The organism is Pseudomonas sp. BAV 4579 (assembly GCF_009765395.1).
Classification (GTDB): Bacteria; Pseudomonadota; Gammaproteobacteria; order Pseudomonadales; family Pseudomonadaceae; genus Chryseomonas; species Chryseomonas aestiva.
On sequence record NZ_WHOV01000080.1, the window covers coordinates 1 to 21,835 of the forward strand.

Sequence of the window (21,835 nt, forward strand, 5' to 3'; positions counted from 1 at the left end):
GCAGGTTGATCTGACCTTCCTCACGGATCTGCTGGATGCTGTTCTGGGCATCCTGCAGCGCTGCCTGGGCCTTGGCGGCCTGGGTTTTGCGGGTCGCCAGACGGGCATCCCACTCGGCCTGCTCGGCCAGTTGCTTGGCTTCGTCGTACTTCTCGTTGGACAGGGCCGCTTGGGCCTGGGTCCACTTGTCCTGGGCCGACTTGGTCTCGATGGGAGCGAACTGGTTGCCGCCGCCGCTCACGGCTTCGTTGACGGCCGACTGGGTCACGGCCATCTGCGCGGTCGGCGGATTGCCGGCGCAGCCCGCGAGCAGCAGACCGCCGCCCAGGACCAGGCTGGCGAGCAGCGCACGAGGCGCGGAGAACGGGGAGGCACGAGAGGGACCGGTTTTCATCCGAACATTCCTGGCAGGTCGCCCGGAATGGGCGACAGTGCCTTTGAGACGGCGAAAACGCGGCGAGGTTCGCTGCGACCGCTGTGCTGAAGGCCCCGGGGTAGCAGCCGATATCTGTTGTCTGACAACAACAGGGCCAGAGGCCACGGAGACTTCCATGCTGTTACGCAACTGCAACATCGCGCCCCGGGCTGCCCTGGGCTTCGGCCTGATTGCCCTGATGGTGGCTTTTCTCGGGCTGTTTTCCCTGGCGCAGATGGCGGGTATCCGCGAGCGCCAGGTGGTGACGGAACGTGACTGGGTGCCCAGCATCCGCGCGGTGGACGCCATTCGCGAGAACATGCTGCGCATCCGGACCATTTCCCTGCGCCTGGCGCTGGACCCGGACCCGCGCAACATCGATACCTATGTCGGTCAGTACGAGGCACGCAACAAGGTGCTCATGGACGGCATCAAGGCCTATGAGGTCTTGGTCGATACGCCCGAGGAGCACCAGCGCTGGGACCTCTTCAAGCGTGATTTCGCCATCTATCAGCAGGGCATGACCGAGTCCTTCGCCCTGGCCCGCCGTGGCGATACCGCCGCGCTCAACAACTGACCCTGGTGGACATGAAGCCGGTGGTGGACGGCACCGGCAAGCAGCTGGGCGAGTTGGGCGACTTCTATGCCGAGGGCATCGAACGCGACGGCAAGATCTCGGCGGACCGCTACGCCGCCTCACGGCTGATCGTCATGGCGGTGATCGCCCTGGCCGCCCTGGCCACGGTACTCATGGCCTGGCTGTTGACCCGCAGCATCGTCGGGCCGCTGCGCGAGGCGCTGCTGGCCGCCCGCCGCGTCGCCCAGGGCGACCTGACCCAGACCCTGGCCGTGCAAGGCCGCGACGAGGTGAGCGAATTGCAGCGCGCCCTGCAGCAGATGCAGGCGCAACTGCGCGAGACCCTCTCGCGCATCGCCGGCTCCTCCACTCAGCTGGCCACCGCCGCCGAAGAGCTCAACGCGGTCACCGAGGCCGCTGGCCAGGGCTTGCAGCGCCAGAACGACGAGCTCGAACAGGCGGCTACGGCCGTCACCGAGATGAGCACCGCGGTGGACGAGGTGGCGCGCAACGCCGTCTCCACTTCCGAAGCCTCGCGGGCCTCCAGCCAGGCCGCGCAGCAGGGCCAGACGCGGGTCGCCGACACCCTGGGCGCCATCGCCGCCTTGTCCGACGAGGTGTCCGTCACCGGGACCCTGGTCCAGCGGCTCGCCGAGCAGTCCCAGGACATCGGCAAGGTGCTCGACGTCATTCGCGCCATCGCCGAACAGACCAACCTGCTGGCGCTCAATGCGGCCATCGAGGCGGCGCGGGCCGGCGAGGCCGGGCGTGGTTTCGCCGTGGTGGCCGATGAGGTGCGCGCCCTGGCCAGCCGCACCCAGCAGTCCACCCACGAGATCGAGCAGATGGTCTCGGGCATGCGCAGCGGTGCCAGTCAGGCCCTGGGCTCCATGCACAGCAGCAGTGAGCGCGCCCAGGCCACGCGTGCCCTGGCGGAAACCGCCGGGGTGGCGCTGGAAGAGATCAATACCCGCATCGGCGAGATGTACGAGCGCAACCTGGTGATTGCCAGCGCAGCCGAAGAGCAGGCGCAGGTGGCCCGGGAAGTGGATCGCAATCTGGTCAACATCCGCGATCTCTCCACCCAGTCCGCCGACGGTGCCCGCCAGACCAACGCCGCCAGCCAGGAGCTGTCGCGGCTGGCGGTGGATCTGCAGGGGCTGGTGAATCGCTTCCAGGTGTGAACCCTAGGCCCGCACCGCCTGGTACAGCGCCCGGATCAGATCAGACTGGGTGATGATGCCCACCAGGCGGCGCGAGCCGTCGATGATGGGGATGTGGCGGTGGCCGTTCTCGGAAAACACCGGCACCAGGTCGATCAGCAGGCGGTCGGCGCTGGCCACCCGCACGGTGCGGGTCATGATGCGGCCGACGCTGTTTTCGTCCTGGCGGGCCTTCGGCCGGACCAGCGAGCGCAGGCGCCAGCCGAGGCCTTCGTGGACGTCCAGGTCGATCTGCCGCATGAAGTCGGCGACGGTGACGATGCCCAGCAGATGGCCCTGGCGATCCACCACCGGCAGCGCCTTGATGCGGCGGGCGCGCATCAGCGCCCAGGCTTCCTGCAGCGGCATCTCGGCACGGGCCGTCACCGGTTCTTGGCTCATGACGTCGGCGCAGCGCAGTTCGCCCATCTTGCGCTGGTAGGCACGCGCCTCCACCTGTTCGAGCAATTCGGCGAGGTCGTCGCGGCTGATGTCCAGCACCTGGTTGTAGCGCGCCAGCACGGCGTCCAGGTCGGCGCGCTGCAGGCGCGTCTCGCCGCTCGGTTCGGCCGGGCGTGGCACATGGGGCCAGGGACGCCGGGTCAGGTTGTTGTAGAGCAGGCCGGCACTCACCAGCAGCAGCGAATCCAGCGCCACCGGACTCCAGGCATAGCTGAAATCCTGGGCGCCGATGAGCACCATCAGCAGCGCCGAGGCACCGCCCGGCGGATGCAGGCAGCGCAGGCTGAACATGGCGGCGATGGCCAGGGCGACCGCCACCGCGGCGGCCAGGTTGGCTTCGGGAATCCACCGCGCGCAGGCGATGCCGATCAGCGCCGACAGGGTATTGCCGCCCACCACCGACCAGGGCTGCGCCAGCGGACTGGAGGGCAGGGCGAACACCAGCACCGCGCTGGCGCCCAGCGGCGCCACCAGGGCCAGCGCCAGGGCGCCATGCTGATGCACCGGCTGGCCTTCCAGCCACCAGGCCGCCAGGAGCGCGGCGAGCAGGATGCCGAGGCCGGCGCCCAGGCTGGCGCGCAGGCGTTCGCGAGCGTCGATGGGCAAGGGCGCTGGCCAGAAGGCGCGCAGGCCCTGGAGCAGACGGGCGAAGAGGGAGGATGCAGGGGGTTGCTGGGACATGGGCGAGCAGCTGCTGGGCCGAACGAGGGCGCTGATGGTCCACCCTGTACGGAGCCCTGGCAATACCGGCGAAGACCGCGGGCCGCCACCGCCAGCGGCCAGGCGGCGCCCCAGAGCGACCGCGGTCCCGGAGCGATTTTCTACTGCGACCACTCGGGTTGCCGTAGTAGGATTATCGGCTGGGTGTCGCCGCAACCTCGCGGTAGGACAGGTTGAATCGAGCGCAGGTCGGGCCGCCGCGCGGAGTACGGCTGCCCATGTCATCCCCGCTATCCCCTGCCAAGGCCCTGGCCTATCTCAATCGCTTCTGCGCCGCCGAAGCGGCCGGTGGTGTCGTGTTGATGGTCGCCGCGGCCGTCGCCCTCATCGTCGCCAACTCGCCCTTGGCCGACGGCTATTTCGCCAGCCTGCACTGGTACGTCGGTGGCCTTTCACTCGGTCACTGGATCAACGACGGCCTGATGGCCATCTTCTTCCTGCTGGTGGGGCTGGAGATCAAGCGCGAGATGGCGGTCGGCCAACTCGCCAGCTGGGGCGATCGCGCCCTGCCGGGCCTCGCTGCCCTGGGTGGCATGCTGGTGCCGGCGCTGCTCTATGCCCTGGTCAATCGCCACGATCCCCAGACGCTCGCCGGCTGGGCGATTCCCGCCGCCACCGACATCGCCTTCGCCCTCGGTGTGCTGTCGCTGCTGGGTTCGCGGGTGCCAGCGTCGCTCAAGGTGTTTCTCTCGGCCCTGGCGATCCTCGACGACCTCGGCGCCGTGCTGATCATCGCGCTGTTCTATACCAGCGACCTCTCCACCCCCATGCTGCTGGCCGCGGCCGGTCTGGTGGCCGTGCTGTTCCTGCTCAATCGCTGCAAGGTCACCGCCCTGCTGCCCTATCTGCTGGTCGGGGCGCTGCTGTGGTTCTGCATGCTGCGCTCGGGCATCCATGCGACCCTGGCCGGGGTGATCCTGGCGCTGTTCATTCCCCTGGGCGATACCGAGGCCGACGATGCCTCGCCGCTGCTGAGGCTGGAGTCCGCGCTGCACCCCTGGGTGGCCTTCCTGATCGTGCCCCTGTTCGGCTTCGCCAATGCCGGGGTGTCCCTGGCCGGGATGTCGCCCGCCAACCTGCTGGATCCGGTTCCCCTGGGCGTGACCCTGGGGCTGTTTCTCGGCAAGCAGATCGGCATCTCCCTCATGGCGGTGCTGGCCATCCGCAGTGGTCTGGCGCGGCTGCCGGAAGGCGCCAGCTGGCTGCAGCTCTATGGCGTGGCGCTGCTCTGCGGCATTGGCTTTACCATGAGTCTGTTCATTGGCGCCCTGGCCTTTCCGGGTGCGCCCTTCCTGGTCGACGAGGTCAAGATCGGCGTGCTGCTGGGGTCGCTGCTGTCGGCCCTGGCCGGCATCGCCGTCCTGCTCCTGGCCGCCCGCCGTCGTTGAGAGGAGTCTGAGATGCCCTATGCGCTGTTCGCGGTGATGGTGGGCGGGGCCGTGGGCAGCGCCTGCCGCTGGTGGGTCGGTCTGCGGATGAATGCGCTGTTTCCGCTGCTGCCCCTGGGCACGCTGCTGGTCAATCTGGTCGGTGGCTTCGTGATCGGCCTCGCCCTGGGCTTCTTCTCCCGCTATCCAGGCGTGGACCCCCAGTGGAAGCTGTTGCTGGTGACCGGCTTCTGCGGCGGCTTCACCACCTTCTCGACCTTTTCCGCCGAGGTGGTGAATCTGCTGCAGAGCGGCCGCCTGGGCTGGGCGGCGCTCACCGTCACCGTCCATGTCCTGGGCTCGCTGCTGCTGACCCTGGCCGGTTTCGCCCTCGCCGGTCGCCTCGGCTGAGGCGACCGGCCATCCGGACTCAGGCCGGCGCCACAGGCGCGGTCGGGGGCTGCCGCCGCGGCTTGAATCTCAGCGCCGGCGCCTCGATCAGGTGCCAGGAGAGCACCGCGAAGCCCAGGGTCAGGACGTAGCTCACCAGCAGGAAGCCGGGCAGCGAGAAGCTGTCGGGAAACCAGTGCATGAGCAGTTGCTGGACCGGGAAGTTGAACAGGTAGAGGCCGTAGGAATAGTCGCCGAAGCGGCCGAAGCCGTGCAGCACCGGTACCTGCACCTGGGCCAGGTAGATGATCACATAGGCCAGCGACACCAGGTGGATCACCGGCAGGATGTGCCAGGCGATGGCCGCCAGCGACAGCAGGCAGAGCGCCAGGGCGATATCCAGGCGCCAGGGGATGCGCGGTCCCGCGAGTTGCAGCAGGGCGCCGGCGAAAAAGAACATGCCCAGGCTGAACACCTTGTGCAGCACGAAGCTGGCGACGCCCATCTGTGGCAGCAGCAGGAAGTTGCCCAGCACCAGCACCACCAGGGTGGCCATGACCACCGAGCGGGTCAGCAGCCCCAGTACCCCGATGATCAGCAGCGACAGGTACATGAACACCTCGTAGGGCAGGGTCCAGTAGCTGCCGTTCACCGTGTCCGGAAAGGGATTGCCGGTGAAGACGCCGGGCAGCTCGAAGCGGGTCATCAGCAGGATGTTCTTGAAGAAGCCCAGGGTCTGGCGATCGCTGAAGTAGGCGCTCGTCTCGCGACTGGTGGCGAGCCAGCCCACCACCAGCACCGAGAACAGCACCGAGACGATCAGCGCCGGAAAGATCCGCAGGGCGCGCTTGAGGATGAAGTCCAGGGGATTGCGACTGCGCTGGAAGGACGCCGTGATCAGAAAGCCGCTGATCACGAAGAACACATAGACGGCGATATTGGCCGCGTCGGTAAAGCCGGTGAAATTGAGGATCGGCTCAGCGCCGATGTGTCCCGAGAGCCAGAAGCCATGGCCGATCACCACGGTGGACGCCGCGGCGAATCTCAGGAAATCGAAGTTGTTGCGTCCGTGGGGGACGTGAGCGGTAGTCATGTCTGCTCCTCGCAGCCGTGGCCCATGCCGCGGCCGCCGCCGGGGAGCGAACTCCAGGCGGAAGGCGACGCAGACGGCATCGGCGGAAACGCCCGTCGTGAGACGCGCGCAGGCAAAGGCCGCTGCCGGCGGGACCGGCAACGAAAGGGCGACCGCCGACGCGATCAGCGCGATCGGTCGGCCGGCGAGGGCAGGGGCGCTATGGGGGGCTGAGCGGCGCGAAAGCGAGCGTCATGCGCCAGGACTCCGGAAAAGCGGTACCGCAAGCGGGAACGGGGGCGGCGAGGCGCGCGCAGGCGATCGGGGTCTGGGGCCTCCCGGCCGCCCCGGTCGTTGCGTACGCCTCGCTCATCAGGCGCTGGCCTGCAGCGGCTGTTCGTGCACGTCTTGCGCCTGTTCCAGGGCGAAGGGTTCCTGGGCGAAATAGAGCGCGGCGCTCTGGCGGGCATGATCGCCGAACTCATGGGGATGGCGCATGACGATCTGTTCGAAGGCGCCCGGCTCCAGGCCGTCTTCGTAGAAGCCGTTGTGGCACTGCAGGATGCCCGAGGCGCAGACGCTGCGCTCGACCGCGGCGATCAGGCCGCCGGCTCTGAGGCTCTTGACGATGTTGTGCGGCAGCCGCTGGCGGCGACGCAGACTGGCGGCGGTGTCGCTGAGGGTATCGAGGATCTCGGTCTCGGCCGGCGACAGCTTGCGCACGTCCAGCTTGGACTTCTGCACCAGGTAGCGACGGGAGAGCAGACGAGCCTGGTCATTGAGGGCCTTGAGCACCGCACCGCTGAGTTCACCACGGGTGAACAGGCCGGTTTCCAGGGCGATCAGGTAGGACCAATCGTTGATGAGCGGAATCTTGCTGATGTCACGTTCCATGTGAGTGCCTGCGTCCATTTAAGTTGGCTAATTGAGGATAGGACACCCTCAATGGTTCCAGTTGGCCAGTATAAGGTGACGAGTGGCATGGAATTTGACGGTCCTGACAAGATTTGTCGGTTTTTTGTCGAAGTGGGTCACGCCTTGGGAATGCAACCTCAACGCTGCGCTTGGGGTCCCTTGCTGGAGCCCTGGCGCGAGTCGGGTTAATCCTTCGCAACGTCAGGTGATGAGATGAGTGATCCCGCAGCCCCTTCCAGCTCTGCCGATCTCGACTGCGATGTCGCCGTGATCGGCGCCGGAACCGCCGGCCTTGCCGCCGAACGCGCCGCCCGGCGCCAGGGGGCGCGGACCCTGCTGATCGACGATCGCTGGGCCGGGACTACCTGTGCCTCCGTGGGCTGCATGCCTTCCAAGCTGCTGATCGTTGCCGGTGAGGCTCATCACGCCGTCCGCCGTGCTGCTACCTTCGGCATCGACGTGGGTAGCGTCAGCGTCGATGGCGCGGCGGTCATGGCGCGGGTACGCCGTGAGCGCGACCATTTCGTCGCCGCCACCAAGCAGGGTTTCGCCACGTTGCCCGCGGGCGTGGCCCAGCAGGCCACGGCGCGCTTCGTGGCGGCGGACCGTCTGCAACTCAGCAATGGTAAGACTATAAGCGCCCGCAGCGTGGTCATCGCCACCGGCTCCTATCCCCTGGTGCCGGAACCTTTCGCCGCGCTGGGCGAGCGGGCGCTGACCAACGAGACGATCTTCGAGCTGCCCGATCTGCCGCGCTCCCTGGCGGTGATCGGCACCGGTCCGGTGGGCCTGGAACTGGCCCAGGCCATGGCCCGTCTGGGCGTGGCCGTCACCCTGTTCGGCCAGGACGATGGCCTGGGCGCGCTCAAGGATCTGGAGGTCAAGGCCGAGTTGCGCAAGATCCTGGAACAGGACCTGACCTTGCTGCTGGACGTCGAGGTGGACGCCCGCCGCGCAGGCGAGAGCGTGCGATTGTCCTGGTCCGGCGCGGCGAGCGGCGAGGGCGACTTCGACTACGTGCTGGTGGCCGCCGGGCGACCGCCACGACTCAAGGGCCTGGGCCTGGAAACCACCGGCATCGAGCTGGACGACCATGGCACCCCGGTTTACGACCCCGAGACGCTGCAGTGCGGCGCTTCGTCGATCTTCATTGCCGGCGACGCCGACCACGACCGGCCGATCCTCCATGAAGCCTCCGATGAGGGCGCCATCGCCGGGCACAATGCCGCCTGCTATCCCGAGGTCCGACCGACTCCGAGATCGCCACTGTTTTCGCTGATCTTCACCGATCCGCCGGTGGCCGTGCTGGGCAGTCCGCCCGACGAGGGCAGTCTGATCGGCACCTCTTCCTACCACGACCAGGGCCGCGCCCGGGTCGAGGCGCGCAACCAGGGCCTCGCCCGTTTCTATGCCGAGCCGGGCACCGGCAAGTTGACCGGCGCGGCCATGGTCGGGCCGGGCATGGACCATATCGGCCATCTGCTGGTGCTGGCGCTGATCCATGGCGAGACCGCCAGTTCGCTGCTCGACATGCCCTTCTACCACCCCACCCTCGAAGAAGGCCTCAAGAGCGGTCTGCGCGAGATATGCCATGCCGCCCACAGCAGCCTGCGTGGCGACCGCGACCAGGGCTTGCCGTCTGGGGCTTGAGGGGAGGGCTATTGGACTTCGCTGCGCTCAACGGCGGTGCTCAATCCGGTAGTGGAAAAGGCTGCGCCGTTTTCCACGCTACGGTTTTGCTAGAGGCACCCTCGCCCCAGCCCTCTCCCAGGGGGAGAGTGGGCTGCTCAGCGCAGTGGGTAGGTTCAACGTCCGTAGGGTGGATAACGGCGCAGCCTTATCCACGCATCACCGAACGCCCACCCAACAAAAAGCCCCGCCGGGATCACCCGCGGGGCTTCTGCTACCGCCAAACAGCCATCAGGCCTTGAAGCGCCTTACCAAGCCATCCAGTTCGCCCGACAGTTGCGACAGGCGCGAGGAGTCGCGGGTGGTGGACTGGGCCAGGCCTTCCACCTGCTGGGCGTCGTCGTGGATCTGGGCGATGTGGCGGTTGATGTCCTCGGCCACCTGATGCTGTTCCTCGGCCGCCGCGGCGATCTGCAGGGCCTGGTCGCGGATCTCGTCCACCGACTGGCGGATGCCTTCGAAGCTGCCGCGCGCCTCGCTGATGGAGGTCACGCTGGTCTGCGACAGCTCCAGGCTGGTCTCGATCTGGCGGGTGACCTCCTGGGTGCGCCGCGCCAGACTGCCGAGCAGGCCGTCGATCTCGCCGGTGGAGTCGGCGGTGCGCTTGGCCAGGGCCCGCACCTCGTCGGCCACCACGGCGAAGCCGCGCCCCTGCTCACCGGCCCGCGCCGCTTCGATGGCGGCGTTGAGCGCCAGCAGGTTGGTCTGTTCGGCGATGCCGCGGATGGTGTCGAGGATGGTGTTGATGTTGTGGCTGTCCTGCTCCAGCACCGCCATGGCCTGGGCCGACTGGGCGAGGCTGCCGCTGAGGCGGTTGACGTTGCCGGTGGCCTTCTCGATCTGGCCGTAGCCTTCCTGGACCTTGTGATGACCGGCGTCGGCGGAGGCCGCGGCCTGGCTGCAGGAGCGCGCGACCTCGTTGGAGGTGGCGACCATCTCGTTGAAGGCGGTGGAGACCAGCTCCACGGCTTCGCGCTGGCGCCCGGCCACCTCGTTCATGCTGGCCGCCGCCTGGGTGGTGGTCTGCGAAGCCTGCTGCAGATCGTTGGAGGCCTGGCCGATGCGTTGCACCAGCTGGCGGATGCTGGCAAGGAACTGGTTGAACCAACCCGCCAGGGCGGCGGTTTCGTCCTTGCCCTGCACGTTCAGGCTCTTGGTCAGATCGCCTTCGCCGTGGGCGATGGATTCCAGGCCGGCGGAGACGCCGCGGATCGGCCGCACGATCATGCCGGCAAAGGCCGCGCCGAGCACGGCGAACAGCAGCGCCAGCACCGCGGTGATGCCGGCGATCTGCCAGGTCAGGGCGGTGGCCTTGCCCATGACTTCGCTGCGCTCGATCAGGCCGATGAATTTCCAGCCGAGGTCCTTGGCCTGATAGACGTTGACCATGTAGTCGGTGCCGTTGAGATTGACCTCGCCCAGTCCGCTCTGGATGCCGCTGAGGGTCTGGTAGGCGTCGCCCAGCTCCTTGAGCTGCTTGAAGTTGTGCTTGGGATCGCGGGGGTCGACCAGCACGTTGCCGTTGTCTTCCACCAGCAGCAGGTAGCCGCTCTGGCCCAGGGTGATGCTCTTGACCAGGTCGGTGAGCTGCTTGAGCGAGATGTCCAGGCCCACCACGCCGCGGACCTTGCCGCTGGCGTCTTCCATGGTCCGTACCACGCCCATCAGCGAGACGTCGTCGGTCGCCCAGTAGTAGGCCGGGGTGCGCACCACCTTGCCCGGATTGTTCATGGCCGCCTGGTACCAGGGGCGCACGCGCGGATCGTAGTTGGCCAGCTTGGCGTCGTCCGGCCAGCTGACGTAGCCGCCATCGGCCAGGCCCACCGACAGGTAGGCGGTGGTGGGGTGGGTCTTGGCGAAGCGGGTGAAATAGCTCAGCGCCTGCTGGCCGGCTTCCGGCTGCGGGATCTGGGCGGCATCGGCGCCGCTGTAGTTCTTCAGGCCTTCCAGGGCGAGGATGTTCGGCTCCTTGGCGAGGAAGTCGACGTTCTGCTGGATGCCGGCAAAGAACTGCTGGATGTTGCGATCGATCTGGCGGATTTCGCGCCCGCTACCATCGAGGAAGTCGCCGGTGCCCTGGCTGCGCACGTTCATGATGACCACGCCCGCCACCAGGATCACCGGGAGGCAGGCGGTTACCGCGAAAAGCGAGGTGAGTTTTTGTTTGATATTCATCGAAAGCCCCGGTCGCGCGCTGCGCGAAGAGTGACGGCAACATGCCTTCACTCTGCATCGGCTTGGATAAGTCCGACTTGATACGGAATGAAAAATTATTCCATCTGGTCCGCAACGAGTCGGAAAATCGCCGATCGGTCGGCTAACGACCCGCTATAGCTCTTTCTTCAGGTGGCGTTCGATTTCTTCTAGGGATTTGCCACGGGTCTCCGGCAGGCAGAAATAAACGAACACCAGCGAGCCCAGGTTGATGGCGGCGAAGACGTAGAAGGTGTAGTTGCCGATGGCTTCCAGCGCCACCGGAAAGCTGAAGGCCACGGTGGCATTGCACAACCACTGCACGGCCACGGCCACCCCGGTCAGCAGGCCACGGACCTGGTTGGGAAACAGCTCGGACATCAGCAGCCAGTAGACCGGGGCGATGCACATCTGCATGAACAGCAGGAACACCAGGATGCAGGCCAGCGCAAGGTAGCTCTGGGTGAGGTTCTGCGGCAGCCACAGCAGCACGCTGCCCAGCGCCAGTTGCGCCACGACCACGATCACCAGGCCGATCAGCAGCAGGGTGCGCCGTCCGGCGCGGCCGATGGCCCAGATGCCGAGCAGGGTGGCGATCACCGAGACCACGCCGTTGCCGATGGTGGCGGTGAGGGCCGCGCTGGTGCCCATGCCAGTGCTCTTGAGAATGATCGGGGTGTAGTACATGAAGGCGTTGACCCCGGTGAACTGGGCGACGAAACCCAGGCCGATGCCCAGCAGCAGTAACTTGACTACCCAGCCCTGGCTCAGCAATTCACGCAGGGGCGGACGATGCCTGGCCTGCTCCTCGCTCTCGCGCATCTCCTGGACCTCGCGCGCGACCTCCTCGGGGGTGTCGCGCAGGCGTTCCAGCACGGCTTCGGCTTCTTCGATCCGGCCCTTGGCCGCCAGCCAGCGCGGCGAGGTGGGCAGCAGGAAGGTACCGGCGAACAGCAGGATGCCCGGCACCATGGCGATGGCCAGCATGTAGCGCCAGATGCCGTTGTCGTGCACCAGCCAGGCGAGCAGGGCGCTGAGCACATAGGCCAGCAGCTGGCCGCTGACGATCATCAGCTCGTTGCGACTCACCAGGCGACCGCGGCGCTTGGGCCCGGCGATCTCGGCGATGAACACCGGCACCGTGGCCGAGCCGCCACCCACCGCCAGGCCGAGCACGAAGCGCGCGACCACCATCAGTTCCACCGAGGGCGCCACCGCGGTACCCAGGGCGCCGACCACGAAGAGGATCGACAGCAGGCGCAGGGTGGTGCGGCGGCCGTAGCGATCGGCGAGATAACCCGCCGCCAGCGAGCCGAAGGCCGCGCCGACGATCAGGGCGGCGGTGACCAGGCCCTCGGTGTAGGCGTTGAGACCCAGGCCGCCCTGGTCGGGGGGCAGGGTCATGAAGGGCAGGGCGCCGGCGATGATGCCGGTGTCGTAGCCGAAGGCCAGGGCGCCCATGGTGGCGACCAGCACGGTAATGAAGATCAGCCGACGGGCCGAGGCCTTCTGGTCGGGGTCGACGGCGGGGGAAGCGGAAGCGGACATGGCAGAGCGGGATCCTGGCAAGACACGAGAGGGACCGGCGAACGGGGCGCCCTCAGGCCAGCGAAGCGAACGATTGGAGCGTTGCGAGTCAGCGAAGGGGCGCCATGGATGCGGGCGTGGGGGGTTAGGGCAGGGATGCCGGCTGGAGTTCCCGAAGTGGGCCGGTCGGGCGCGACGCGCACCTTCAGCTGCCCAGCCGCTCCACCAGGAAATCCACGAACACCCGGACCCGCGCCGGCATGGTCGAGCCGCCGACGAAGACCGCATGGATGGGCTCCAGATCGCCCGGATTCCAGGCCTCCAGCAGCGGCACCAGGGCGCCGCTGCGCAGGTCCTCGGCCACGCTGAATTCGCCGATGCGGGCGATGCCGGCGCCTTCGCGGGCGAGCAGGGCCAGGGCCTCGCCACTGTTGCATTCGATGTTGCCGCTGATCTTCAGGGCGAAGGCCTGGCCGTCACGGACGAAGGGCCAGTCGGGCAGGGCGCGGCGGAAGTTGAATCTCAGGCAGTTGTGGTCGAGCAGGTCTTCCGGCACCCGGGGTGTGCCGTGGCGGGCGAGATAGGCGGGCGAGGCCACCACCACCTGCCCGGTGACGCCGATGGGGCGGGCGCTGAGGGGGCTGTCGGCCAACTGGCCGAAGCGGATCGCCACGTCGGCCTGGCCGGCGAGGATGTCCACCACCTCGTCGCCCAGCGCCAGGTCCACGACGATATCCGGATAGCGGGCGCTGAAGGCCGCCACCAGCGGCACCAGGGTCATGCGGCCATGACCGAGGGCGGCGCTGACCCTCAGTCGCCCTCTGGGCACGCCCTGGTCGGCGATGGCGTCTTCCACCTCGGCCAGGTCCGCCAGGATGCGCCGCGCCGCGCGCAGATAGGCCGCGCCCTCGGCCGTGAGGGTGATGGCCCGGGTGGTACGCAACAGCAGCCGCGTGCCGAGGCGCTGCTCGGTGCGGGCGATGGAGCGACTCACCGCCGAAGGCGTCAGGCGCAGGGCCCTGGCGGCGGCGGACAGGCTGCCGGCCGCCACCACCTGGGCGAACACCGCCATCTCTCCCGAGCGACCATTGAGATCCACTTGTGACTCCAGAGCAAAGGTGCATGCCAAAACCGCCGTCTACCGGCGTTCGAGCGATGAGCTTAGCATTCACCGCATAGATAAGGAGCCTTTCCCATGCGTATCAATCCACCCCTGCTGGCCCTGGCCACCGGTGCCTTCGGCATCGGCGTCACCGAATTCGCGCCCATGGGCATGTTGCCCGGCATCGCCGCCGATCTTGGCGTCTCCATCCCGGCGGCGGGCCTCCTGATCAGCGCCTATGCCCTGGGCGTGCTGATCGGTGCGCCGCTGATGACCCTGACCACCGGCCGTATTCCGCGCCGCCATCTGCTGATCGGCCTGATGGCCATCTTCACCCTGGGCAACCTGATGTCGGCCCTGGCCACCGACTACACCAGCCTGCTGATCGCCCGGGTGGTGACCTCGCTCAACCATGGTGCCTTCTTTGGCGTCGGCGCCCTGGTGGCGGCCAGCGTGGTCGCCCCGGACAAGCGCGCCGGGGCGGTCGCCGCCATGTTCATGGGGCTGACCCTGGCCACCATCGGTGGCGTGCCCCTGGCCACCTGGTTCGGCGAATTGCTCGGCTGGCGCCAGGCCTTCTGGGGCATCGCCGGTCTCGGCCTGCTGACCATGGCCGCGCTCTGGTTCGCCCTGCCCAACGTCGCCTTGCCGCCGAGCGACGGGGTGCTGGCCGAGATCCGCGTGCTGGGTCGTCCGCCGGTACTGGCCGCCCTCGGGCTGACCGTGGTCGGCTCGGGCGCCATGTTCACCGTCTTCACCTATATCGCGCCCATCCTCGCCCGCGAGACCCATGGCTCCACGGCCTTCATCACCGCCATGCTGGTGCTGTTCGGCGTCGGCCTGACCCTGGGCAATCTCTGGGGTGGCAAGGCGGCGGACAAATCCATCGACCGCACCCTGATCGCCTCCCTGGGCGTGCTCATCGTGGTGCTGCTGGCCTTCAGCGTGCTGATGCGCTGGCCGCTGGCGGCCGCGGTGGCCATCCTCGTCTGGGGCATTGCCAGCTTCGCCCTGGTGCCGCCGCTGCAGATGCGCGTGATGGAAGCCGCCAAGGACGCCCCCAACCTGGCCTCGGCGGTCAATATCGGCGCCTTCAACCTGGGCAATGCCCTCGGCGCGGCCCTGGGCGGCGCGGTGATCGATGCCGGTCTCGGCTATCCGGCGATCTCCCTGGCCGGCGCCGGCATGGCCGCCCTGGGCCTGGCGATGGCCCTGCTCCTGGCCTGGCGCGGTCGGAACAGCGCTGCGGCGGTGGCCGCCTAGGGCCGCGTTGGCCTCACTCGGCGAAGGGGCGGGGCGTATCGCCGCCCCGATCCACCGCGAAGGCATCGAGGGTCATGGCCACCAGGCTGTAGTAGCCATAGACGCCCACCAGTTCGACCATTCCCGCTTCGCCGAACAGCGCGACCCCCTGGCGATAGAGATCCTCGGGAATCCGCCGGGTGTCATAGAGCGCGACGCCGATGGCATGGACACAGGTCTCCGCGGGCGTTTCGAAGGCCGGCACGCTGCCTAGCCGGAGCGCCTCGATCATGGCCTCCGCCAGGCCCGCCTGGCGGGCGATGGGTTCATGGATCTGCCATTCCGCCTGGGAGCGCCACCAGGCCGCGGTGGTGAGGATCGCCAGCTCCGTGAGGCGCAGGTCCAGCCGGGTGCCATAGCGGCAGAAGGCGCCCAGCCGCTGGGCGTGATCGGCCAGTGCCGGGCTGTGCACCCAGGCCAGGAAGGGACCGTCGAGATTGCCCCGCGGACCGCTCTGGATGTCGTCCAGAACCCGCTGCTGTTCTGGCGTGGTGTTCTGGTCGGTCAGGGGCGTCAGGCGCGACGAGGGGGGCATGGCAGTGATCCTCGAAAGGGAGTGGGCAGCTCGGTCGGCTCATCCAATACCACCTCGGGCCCCCAGGGCAAGGTCGCGCTGCCGCGCTCGAACAGCCTTGCCAAGGGTCGCAATCAGACTGGCAGCCTACCCCCGGGTCTGGTCACAATCGGCGCTGACCTTTTCCAGGGAGTCTTGGCGATGGACCGGACCTGCACCACCTTTTACCTTGAAATGACGTCTTCGGCCGAGTTGCGCGAGAAGCCGCCAAGGCCCGAGCTGCAGATCGTCGAGTGCGAGGTGCCGCAACCCGAACTCAACCGCTTTCTCTATGCCCTGGTCGGCCAGGCCTGGGACTGGAGCGATCTCGACAGCTGGAGCGAGGCCCAGTGGCGCGAATTGGTGGAGCAGGAGGGGCATCGCACCTGGGTCGCCTATCACCGCGGTGCCATCGCCGGCTACTACGAGTTGTACCGCCCGGATGGCCGCAACGTCGAGATCCGCTACTTCGGCCTGGCCGGCGCCTTCATGGGGCTCGGCTTCGGCGGTCCGCTGCTCAGCCACGCCCTTCGCTGCGCCTGGGACTGGGCAGGCACCGAGCGCGTCTGGGTGCACACCTGCACCCTGGACCACCCGGCGGCCCTGGCCAACTACCAGGCGCGTGGATTGCGGATCTACCAGGAAGAAACGACCCCGCTCTAGGCCAGGTCCCTAGCGCCCGGCAGGGACGCTGGGCAGCTTGGCGACGAATTGCGCCAGCTCCGCCGCATAGAGCCTGGCCAACCCGGTGGTACCGTGCCCGCGCGTGTCGGCGCTGCCCGGAATCAGCAGGTAGCGGGCACTCGGCACCTGCTTGAGCGCCGCCTGCATGAGGCCGGTTTCCGGTGGATTGCGCTCGTCATCCGCGGCGTTGATGGCCAGCACCGGCACCTTGATCTTGCTCAGCCCCGGCTCGGCGTTGTAGTCGGCCGAGGACTCCCACTGGTAGATGAAGTCATTGGCGTCGACGGCCACCGAGGCCGCAGGCGCTTGTCGACCAGCGCATCCGCCTGGGCATGGGTGCCGGCGATCTCCTGGTAGTTCAGGGTGCCGCCACTGGTGGCGAATTCGAACATCGTCTTGGCCAGGCGCAGGGACGGCGGCTGGGTCTGGTAATTGCCCTGGTTCCAGGCTGGGTCCTGCCTGATGGACTCCACCAGCATGCGCCTCATGATCCAGTTGCGGCCGGCCATCTCCGTCGGCTGCGCCGCCATGGGCACCAGGCCATCGGCGAAGCCGGGGTGCAGGCCGCCCCACAGCCAGGTCTGCATGCCCCCCATCGAATTGCCGATGATCAGCCGCAGGTGCTCTATCCCCAGCCCCTGGGTCAGCAGCAGGTAGTGCGCCTGCACCATGTCGGCATAGTTGTAGTGGGGAAAGGCGGCGCGCAGGCCATCCGACGGCTTGGTCGAGCTACCGGTGCCGATCGCATCCGGAATCACGATAAAGAACTTGCTCGCATCCAGCGGCTGGCCCGGGCCGAACAACTGGCCGCCGACATCCTTGCTCAGCATCGCCGCCGCCTGCTGACCGGTGCCGTGCAGCACCAGGACCACGGGATTGCCGCGCTTGCCCAGCGTCAGGTAGTGCAGGCGGAAGTCGTCGAGGGTTTGACCGGTATGGAAGGTGAAGCGCGGCACCACGAAGTCGCCTTCGACCGGCTTGGGCGGCTCGTCCGCCTTGACGCCCAGGGTGGTCAGGAGCAACAGGAAGGTCATGGCCGAGTACAGGGTGGCCGTGACGCGTCGCACGGTGAACATGCTGTTCATTGAGGCCTTTCCGTTTCTTATTAAAATGATCGGTCGAACTGTATAAGTCCTAATCGCGCCGCTGACAACTCAGGTGCCCGGCCACCGCGGCGGTCTTCCGGCCGCGGCTGCTTGTCCGTTTTCGGCCGCTCCGACGGCTGCCCATCTCCTCTTCCTCCTGCCGACCGCGGCCAGGTAGTCCCACGTCTCCGCCCCTGAGTCATTGCGCGAGGGCCAGGCGCGCGCCTGCCGTGAAACGGCGCTGTTCAAGGCTGGAATGGCCAGGGCAGCTGTCAGCCCTGGCTCCAAGCGACAGCTATTGGCGAGCGAAGGGCTGGAACGCTGGCGCCAGCGGTCGAGTCGGAAAGAGCACTAGCCCTTGGAGAACATTTGGCCCTATGCAAGCCCTCAAAAGCCAACTGGCGGCGCTGGACCCGCCGATCAAGCACGAGATTCAGTCCCAGGGTGACAATCTCCTGATCACCCTCATCGATCCCGCCCGACCGGCGCGGGTGTCGCGTACCCTCAACCAGACCCTGGTGCGCAATACGGCGCTGCTCTACGAGGTGATCCGCGACGCCATCAACGAATTGCGCGCCATCGGCAGCCTGCCGGCCATCACGGCGGACGAGATCTATCCGGACGACTAGGGCTCAGCGCGATCCTTGTACCTGGCGGCCGGCTTAGGGCCTGCCGCAGGTGGCTGCTCATGGAGGGTCGCGGCGGACTGCTGGCGGTCGATGTCGACATCGCCAGTACGGATCTCTGGCGGCCGCCGCGAGGACCTGGGCGGACAGCCTGGCGCCCAGTGGCGGCTGAGCTTCAAGGTCAGGGAATAGTGGGCGAGGGCGCTTCCGCCGTCGCGGGTGTCACCGCTGAACCGGCCAGCAGACCGCCGTCCAGATTCAGTTCGCTGCCGGTCATGTAGGCCGCCTCGTCGGACGCCAGCAACAGTGCCACGGCCGCCACCTCCTCGGGGTGGCCAAAGCGCCCCAGCGGCGTGTCCCGCACCAGCGCCGCCATGCGCGCCGCGCGATCCGGACCGTGGCCCAGCATGGGCTCCCACATCGGCGTGAGGATGGCGGCGGGGTGGATGGAATTGCAGCGGATAGCCAGGCCCTGCTCCGCGCAATAGAGCGCCACCGTCTTGCTGTGATTGCGCACGGCCGCCTTGGATGAGGCATAGGCCGCTGCGCCGGGAATACCCACCAGCCCGGAGCGCGAGGAGATATTGATGATGGACCCGGCGCCTGCCTGCCGCATGGCACGGATGCCGTATTTGCAGCCGAGAAAGACGCCATCGAGATTGGTGCGATGCACTGCATGCCAGTCTTCGAGACTGGCATGTTCCGGGTCGTGGGCCACCACGCCCTGTTCAAAGCCGGTGATCCCGGCGTTGTTCACCAGCACGTCAAGCCGCCCGCGCTCCATGAGGACCTGCCCGGTCACCCGCTGCCAGTCGGCTTCCAGGCGCACATCCAGGGGCCGATAGCAGGCGCGGTCGCCCAACTCGGCCGCAACGGCGTGGCCTAGCTCGGCGTTGAGGTCGGTGACATAGACGAAGGCGCCTTCCGCCACGAAGGCCCGGGCGATGGCGGCGCCTATGCCCTGGGCCGCGCCGGTGACCAGCGCGGTCTTGCCCTTGAGTTTGGCTGCCATGCGAGTATGCCCTCCAGGTCGTGACTAGCCCCCGAGGGTAGCCCAGGCGGTTCGGTCAGGGGGCCAGCATCACGCCCGGGCGCTGACCCCGCTGGTGGTCTCGCCGGCCTTCTTCAGGGCTTCGGTGTAGGCGGCATAGGCAGTCGTCAGGGCCTCGCTGGCGGCGGCGACATTGGCCTGGGCGGCTTCGCGCGCGGCCTGGCTGGCCTCGTCAGCCTTGCCTTCGCCCTTGCTCCGGGCCTCCACCGCGCGCAACTGCTTCTGCGCCAGCTCCAGTTGCCGCTTGGCCATGTCGATGGCCTTCTGCAGGGTATCCAGGGTCTTGTTGCCGGTGCTGCCCTTCTCGCTGGCAGGGGCGGCGTCGGCTTCGGCCTGGTCCTTGATCTGGTTCAGCGGATTGGGCTTGCCGATACCCTTGGTCGTCTTGGCTTGCTCGACCTTGGCCGCCTCGTCCTCGGCGGTGGGCTTGGCAGTCGCGCCACCCAGCCTGAGCGTGGGCGCGCGCAAGATGCCGTGGCCAATGCCATTCACCGACAGCGTGCCGGACATCGCGGACTCCTTGAAAGGTACATCTCAAGGATAGCGGCCGCGTGGGGCAAAGATTGAGCGAGAGTGGCAGCGGCAACCTCAGCCGCCGCCGAATCGCGCGGGGACTGGCCCCGCTGATCCCTGACTATTGGCTGATGACGGCATGGTTGGAAAAGCCGCTCTGGGTGATGTTGATGGCATTGCCGGCGGTGTTCTGGGTCAGGTCGGCGGTGTGCTGGAAGCCGCTCTGGCTGGCGGTGATGCGGGAGGCGTCGCCGGTGACGTAGGCCGTTACCCCGAGGCCGTTGCCCTGCTGATCCACCTTCAGTTGGCCGTCGTTGCCGAGGTAATAGGCATTGATGCCATTGCCGTCGCCAGTGGACGCCAGGTCCAGCTGATTGCCCTCGCCCGAGACGATGGCAGAGGCGCCATTGCCGTTACCGGTCTGCGCCAGGGTCACCTGGCTGCCCACGCCATAGACATTCACGTCCGCCCGGTTGAGATCGCCGCGCTGGGCGACGTAGACGCTGCTTGGGCGTGAGTAGCCGCTGGAGTGCCGGACCCGGGCATCGTTGCCGTTGCCCTCCTGCACCACCTTGGAATCCACCCACTCGCCGCCTTGCTTGAGGCCGACATAGTTGTCATTGCCGCGCTGCTCGATGATCGTCTTGGAGTCCTCGCCGTTCTGGCTGACCCAGACCCCGTTGCGCAGACCGAAGCTGGTCACCTGCAGGTCCTGGCGGTCACCGTGCTGAGCCAGGTCCAGCTTGCCGTCGAGGCCATCCTGCCGCACCGTCAGGGTGTTCTGGCCGGCGGCATAGCTGTTCTGCTCGATGTCGATGCGGTGATAGCCGCCGTCCTGATGGACATAGGTGTCCTGCCGCAAGCCGCTCTGCCGCACCACCGTCTCATTGCCACTGCCCGGCCCCTGATCGACCTGCACCCGGTCATAGCCGCCATCGCGTTGCTCGATATCCACCAGGCGCTGCGAGCCCCAGGTCTGATTGACCTCGACAGCGCTCTTGCCATTGGTCTGCAGCACCCGCACACGGTCATCGGCATCGTTCTGCTGGGTCACCTGGGCATTGAGAAAACTGCCGCTCTGCTGGATATCCGCCTGGTTGCGCGCCGACAGCTCGCTGCCCTGGTTCAGGTTCACCACATTGAAGCCACCGTTCTGCTGGACGTTGGCCGTATTGGATTCGGCCCAGGCGGCACCGGTGTTGGCCAAGAGCAACGCGACCATGAGGGAGCGGGAGGTTGGCATGGGGACGGTCCTTGTGGGCTATCAGGAAAAATCGTTGCCGGTGATTAGTGATTTGCTAGGGGTAATGTATGCGTTAACACTAAATTCGCAATCAACCTAAAGGGTGGTATGTGGCACATTGACTTTAGTTTGTGTTCTGCGATGATTTTTCGGTATGAGTGATGTGGTTTTGCATATAATGTTCTTTTTGGCTATGCGCTTTGGTAGGGAGTGAGGAGTGCTTTCGCCAAGGTCGTATTTAGATACTTGTTATGTGGGTTTTATGAATATTGCAGTTTAAGTTCTTTTGTGGTGTCTGATTTATGAGGCTTGATGTCTTGAGTAAAGAGGACTAAGAACGCTGAGCAGGCTAAAGCTCAGCGTTTGGACTGGCTTTTTGGGTTCTTAAGTGGGGGTTGGTATTTCTATAAGTGGATCGAATGCCTTTTTCAGGATTTGTTTCAGGTTATGTGGAACGCTGTCCCAAGTTTCATTCCACTGCAAAGTATGCTGATAAGCCTTGAACGGCTTTTCTGATGTAGGAGCGGGATATCCTAACAAGTCTTCTACGCATTCATGAAGCATAGTGACTCTATTCTGGTCTCCTACTGCCTCTGCAATTGGTTGGTTAAATATCTCTGCGCCGGCGACGCCCTGATCTCTATCATGGATTACAAAATAGTTTACGTTTAGCGCATTGAGATACTTTGCGAAACCTATGATTGCAGCTTTTCCTCGCGCTTTAACTATTTCGCTTCCTGACAAAACCTTTGCTCGCTGCTCAGAAGGCATTCTGCGGATAGCCTCTTTTATCAATACCTCTTCGGTATCTCCCTCTACTACAACTACTCGCCGAGTAAAGAAGATTCGTGATACGTGATCATCAAGCTTAATTAGCATTTTTACTTGATCTTTATCGTTTTCTTGCAGTTCTCGAAATCTCTCCGAAACAGAGAATGCGTGGATTGTAGAATGGCCCTGTTCGTAATGAAAACGATTTAGTACTTGTTTAGGTTTTCTAGATAGGTCGATAAGATAAGGGGAGTGGGTGGTGGCCACTATTTGCGATGTGCCGCCAGAAAGTTCATAGATCAAATCGCGCATCTGATTTGCTGCACTAGGGCTTGTCTGAAAAGTCGTGTTTGCTAGCCTGTTCCTGTGATGGCAA

The 21,835-nt window shown here is 66.2% G+C and carries 20 protein-coding genes and 2 pseudogenes; 8 read left to right on the plus strand and 14 right to left on the minus strand.

Going from position 1 to position 21,835, the window contains the following annotated elements; all coding sequences use genetic code 11:
- Positions 1-394, minus strand: a 394-nt coding sequence (locus tag GSQ95_RS16080) for a DUF4398 domain-containing protein (RefSeq protein WP_158973853.1), incomplete at its 3' end; no start/stop codon positions are given.
- A 157-nt stretch (positions 395-551) separates the two neighbouring features.
- On the opposite strand from GSQ95_RS16080, the gene GSQ95_RS27200 reads away from it, so the two are divergent.
- Together GSQ95_RS27200 and GSQ95_RS27205 are read left to right on the plus strand one after the other, a co-directional pair.
- A complete protein-coding gene (locus GSQ95_RS27200; protein WP_372240066.1) occupies positions 552-992 on the plus strand; it encodes an MCP four helix bundle domain-containing protein in 441 nt (146 codons plus the stop codon).
- Between the two features lie 173 nt (positions 993-1,165).
- Positions 1,166-2,176 carry a methyl-accepting chemotaxis protein gene (locus tag GSQ95_RS27205; protein WP_372241645.1) on the plus strand — a complete coding sequence of 337 codons (1,011 nt, stop codon included), beginning with the start codon at positions 1,166-1,168 and terminating at the stop codon, positions 2,174-2,176.
- Positions 2,177-2,179: 3 nt separating this feature from the next.
- Here the strand turns inward: GSQ95_RS27205 and GSQ95_RS16090 are convergent, their stop codons facing one another.
- A complete protein-coding gene (locus GSQ95_RS16090; RefSeq protein WP_178118436.1) occupies positions 2,180-3,337 on the minus strand; it encodes an HPP family protein in 1,158 nt (385 codons plus the stop codon).
- A gap of 257 nt (positions 3,338-3,594) precedes the next feature.
- Between GSQ95_RS16090 and nhaA the strand changes: the two genes are divergently transcribed.
- Together nhaA and crcB are read left to right on the plus strand one after the other, a co-directional pair.
- Positions 3,595-4,764 (plus strand): Na+/H+ antiporter NhaA, encoded by a 1,170-nt coding sequence (gene nhaA / locus GSQ95_RS16095; RefSeq protein ID WP_158893701.1) that lies wholly within the window; start codon positions 3,595-3,597, stop codon positions 4,762-4,764.
- Between the two features lie 12 nt (positions 4,765-4,776).
- Positions 4,777-5,154 (plus strand): fluoride efflux transporter CrcB, encoded by a 378-nt coding sequence (gene crcB / locus GSQ95_RS16100; RefSeq protein ID WP_158893699.1) that lies wholly within the window; start codon positions 4,777-4,779, stop codon positions 5,152-5,154.
- A 19-nt stretch (positions 5,155-5,173) separates the two neighbouring features.
- On the opposite strand, the gene GSQ95_RS16105 is transcribed toward crcB, so the two are convergent.
- Positions 5,174-6,226, minus strand: a complete 1,053-nt coding sequence (locus tag GSQ95_RS16105) for an acyltransferase (RefSeq protein WP_158893697.1) — start codon at positions 6,224-6,226, stop codon at positions 5,174-5,176.
- A 351-nt stretch (positions 6,227-6,577) separates the two neighbouring features.
- A complete protein-coding gene (locus tag GSQ95_RS16110; RefSeq protein WP_158893695.1) occupies positions 6,578-7,099 on the minus strand; it encodes a hypothetical protein in 522 nt (173 codons plus the stop codon).
- 234 nt (positions 7,100-7,333) lie between these two features.
- Between GSQ95_RS16110 and GSQ95_RS16115 the strand changes: the two genes are divergently transcribed.
- Positions 7,334-8,770, plus strand: coding sequence for a dihydrolipoyl dehydrogenase (locus GSQ95_RS16115; RefSeq protein ID WP_158893693.1), 1,437 nt, complete (start codon positions 7,334-7,336; stop codon positions 8,768-8,770).
- Between the two features lie 270 nt (positions 8,771-9,040).
- On the opposite strand, the gene GSQ95_RS27210 is transcribed toward GSQ95_RS16115, so the two are convergent.
- From GSQ95_RS27210 to GSQ95_RS16130, 4 genes and pseudogenes are all read right to left on the minus strand, one after another.
- Positions 9,041-9,808 carry a methyl-accepting chemotaxis protein gene (locus tag GSQ95_RS27210; protein WP_372240067.1) on the minus strand — a complete coding sequence of 256 codons (768 nt, stop codon included), beginning with the start codon at positions 9,806-9,808 and terminating at the stop codon, positions 9,041-9,043.
- 87 nt (positions 9,809-9,895) lie between these two features.
- Positions 9,896-10,984, minus strand: a pseudogene (locus GSQ95_RS27215) (cache domain-containing protein); the annotation flags it as partial.
- A gap of 153 nt (positions 10,985-11,137) precedes the next feature.
- The gene (locus GSQ95_RS16125) at positions 11,138-12,550 is read right to left on the minus strand and encodes a sugar porter family MFS transporter (protein WP_158893689.1); all 1,413 of its coding nucleotides are present in this window, start codon (positions 12,548-12,550) and stop codon (positions 11,138-11,140) included.
- 184 nt (positions 12,551-12,734) lie between these two features.
- Positions 12,735-13,628: a LysR family transcriptional regulator gene (locus GSQ95_RS16130; RefSeq protein WP_158893687.1), complete on the minus strand. Its 894-nt coding sequence runs from the start codon at positions 13,626-13,628 to the stop codon at positions 12,735-12,737.
- 96 nt (positions 13,629-13,724) lie between these two features.
- Here GSQ95_RS16130 and GSQ95_RS16135 point away from each other — a divergent pair, with 96 nt between their 5' ends.
- Entirely contained in the window at positions 13,725-14,894 is a 1,170-nt protein-coding gene (locus GSQ95_RS16135) for an MFS transporter (protein WP_158893685.1), read from the plus strand.
- A gap of 13 nt (positions 14,895-14,907) precedes the next feature.
- On the opposite strand, the gene GSQ95_RS16140 is transcribed toward GSQ95_RS16135, so the two are convergent.
- Entirely contained in the window at positions 14,908-15,468 is a 561-nt protein-coding gene (locus GSQ95_RS16140; protein ID WP_158893683.1) for a carboxymuconolactone decarboxylase family protein, read from the minus strand.
- A 180-nt stretch (positions 15,469-15,648) separates the two neighbouring features.
- Here GSQ95_RS16140 and GSQ95_RS16145 point away from each other — a divergent pair, with 180 nt between their 5' ends.
- Entirely contained in the window at positions 15,649-16,149 is a 501-nt protein-coding gene (locus GSQ95_RS16145; protein WP_158893681.1) for a GNAT family N-acetyltransferase, read from the plus strand.
- Positions 16,150-16,158: 9 nt separating this feature from the next.
- On the opposite strand, the pseudogene GSQ95_RS16150 reads toward GSQ95_RS16145, so the two are convergent.
- A pseudogene (locus GSQ95_RS16150) lies at positions 16,159-17,204 on the minus strand (alpha/beta fold hydrolase).
- A gap of 428 nt (positions 17,205-17,632) precedes the next feature.
- Between GSQ95_RS16150 and GSQ95_RS16155 the strand changes: the two are divergent.
- On the plus strand, positions 17,633-17,884 hold the full coding sequence (locus tag GSQ95_RS16155; RefSeq protein WP_007160699.1) for a hypothetical protein: 252 nt from the start codon (positions 17,633-17,635) through the stop codon (positions 17,882-17,884).
- A gap of 178 nt (positions 17,885-18,062) precedes the next feature.
- Here GSQ95_RS16155 and GSQ95_RS16160 read toward each other — a convergent pair whose 3' ends face one another.
- The 4 genes from GSQ95_RS16160 to GSQ95_RS16175 form a co-directional block, all read right to left on the minus strand.
- The gene (locus tag GSQ95_RS16160) at positions 18,063-18,893 is read right to left on the minus strand and encodes a glucose 1-dehydrogenase (RefSeq protein WP_158893679.1); all 831 of its coding nucleotides are present in this window, start codon (positions 18,891-18,893) and stop codon (positions 18,063-18,065) included.
- 69 nt (positions 18,894-18,962) lie between these two features.
- The gene (locus tag GSQ95_RS16165; RefSeq protein WP_158893677.1) at positions 18,963-19,442 is read right to left on the minus strand and encodes a hypothetical protein; all 480 of its coding nucleotides are present in this window, start codon (positions 19,440-19,442) and stop codon (positions 18,963-18,965) included.
- Between the two features lie 124 nt (positions 19,443-19,566).
- On the minus strand, positions 19,567-20,688 hold the full coding sequence (locus GSQ95_RS16170) for a hypothetical protein (protein ID WP_158893675.1): 1,122 nt from the start codon (positions 20,686-20,688) through the stop codon (positions 19,567-19,569).
- Between the two features lie 384 nt (positions 20,689-21,072).
- A partial coding sequence (locus tag GSQ95_RS16175; protein ID WP_372241644.1) for an ATP-dependent endonuclease occupies positions 21,073-21,835 on the minus strand: 763 nt, incomplete at its 5' end.

Coding starts and splice junctions, on each gene's coding strand:
- GSQ95_RS16140 (WP_158893683.1), bottom strand. CDS start 15,468: ATGCCCCCCTCGTCGCGCCTGACGCCCCTGACCGACCAGAACACCACG.
- GSQ95_RS16160 (WP_158893679.1), bottom strand. CDS start 18,893: ATGGCAGCCAAACTCAAGGGCAAGACCGCGCTGGTCACCGGCGCGGCC.
- GSQ95_RS16155 (WP_007160699.1), top strand. CDS start 17,633: ATGCAAGCCCTCAAAAGCCAACTGGCGGCGCTGGACCCGCCGATCAAG.
- GSQ95_RS16125 (WP_158893689.1), bottom strand. CDS start 12,550: ATGTCCGCTTCCGCTTCCCCCGCCGTCGACCCCGACCAGAAGGCCTCG.
- GSQ95_RS16105 (WP_158893697.1), bottom strand. CDS start 6,226: ATGACTACCGCTCACGTCCCCCACGGACGCAACAACTTCGATTTCCTG.
- GSQ95_RS27205 (WP_372241645.1), top strand. CDS start 1,166: ATGGCCTGGCTGTTGACCCGCAGCATCGTCGGGCCGCTGCGCGAGGCG.
- GSQ95_RS16135 (WP_158893685.1), top strand. CDS start 13,725: ATGCGTATCAATCCACCCCTGCTGGCCCTGGCCACCGGTGCCTTCGGC.
- GSQ95_RS27210 (WP_372240067.1), bottom strand. CDS start 9,808: ATGAACGAGGTGGCCGGGCGCCAGCGCGAAGCCGTGGAGCTGGTCTCC.
- GSQ95_RS16170 (WP_158893675.1), bottom strand. CDS start 20,688: ATGCCAACCTCCCGCTCCCTCATGGTCGCGTTGCTCTTGGCCAACACC.
- GSQ95_RS16115 (WP_158893693.1), top strand. CDS start 7,334: ATGAGTGATCCCGCAGCCCCTTCCAGCTCTGCCGATCTCGACTGCGAT.
- crcB (WP_158893699.1), top strand. CDS start 4,777: ATGCCCTATGCGCTGTTCGCGGTGATGGTGGGCGGGGCCGTGGGCAGC.
- GSQ95_RS27200 (WP_372240066.1), top strand. CDS start 552: ATGCTGTTACGCAACTGCAACATCGCGCCCCGGGCTGCCCTGGGCTTC.
- GSQ95_RS16165 (WP_158893677.1), bottom strand. CDS start 19,442: ATGTCCGGCACGCTGTCGGTGAATGGCATTGGCCACGGCATCTTGCGC.
- GSQ95_RS16145 (WP_158893681.1), top strand. CDS start 15,649: ATGGACCGGACCTGCACCACCTTTTACCTTGAAATGACGTCTTCGGCC.
- GSQ95_RS16110 (WP_158893695.1), bottom strand. CDS start 7,099: ATGGAACGTGACATCAGCAAGATTCCGCTCATCAACGATTGGTCCTAC.
- nhaA (WP_158893701.1), top strand. CDS start 3,595: ATGTCATCCCCGCTATCCCCTGCCAAGGCCCTGGCCTATCTCAATCGC.
- GSQ95_RS16090 (WP_178118436.1), bottom strand. CDS start 3,337: ATGTCCCAGCAACCCCCTGCATCCTCCCTCTTCGCCCGTCTGCTCCAG.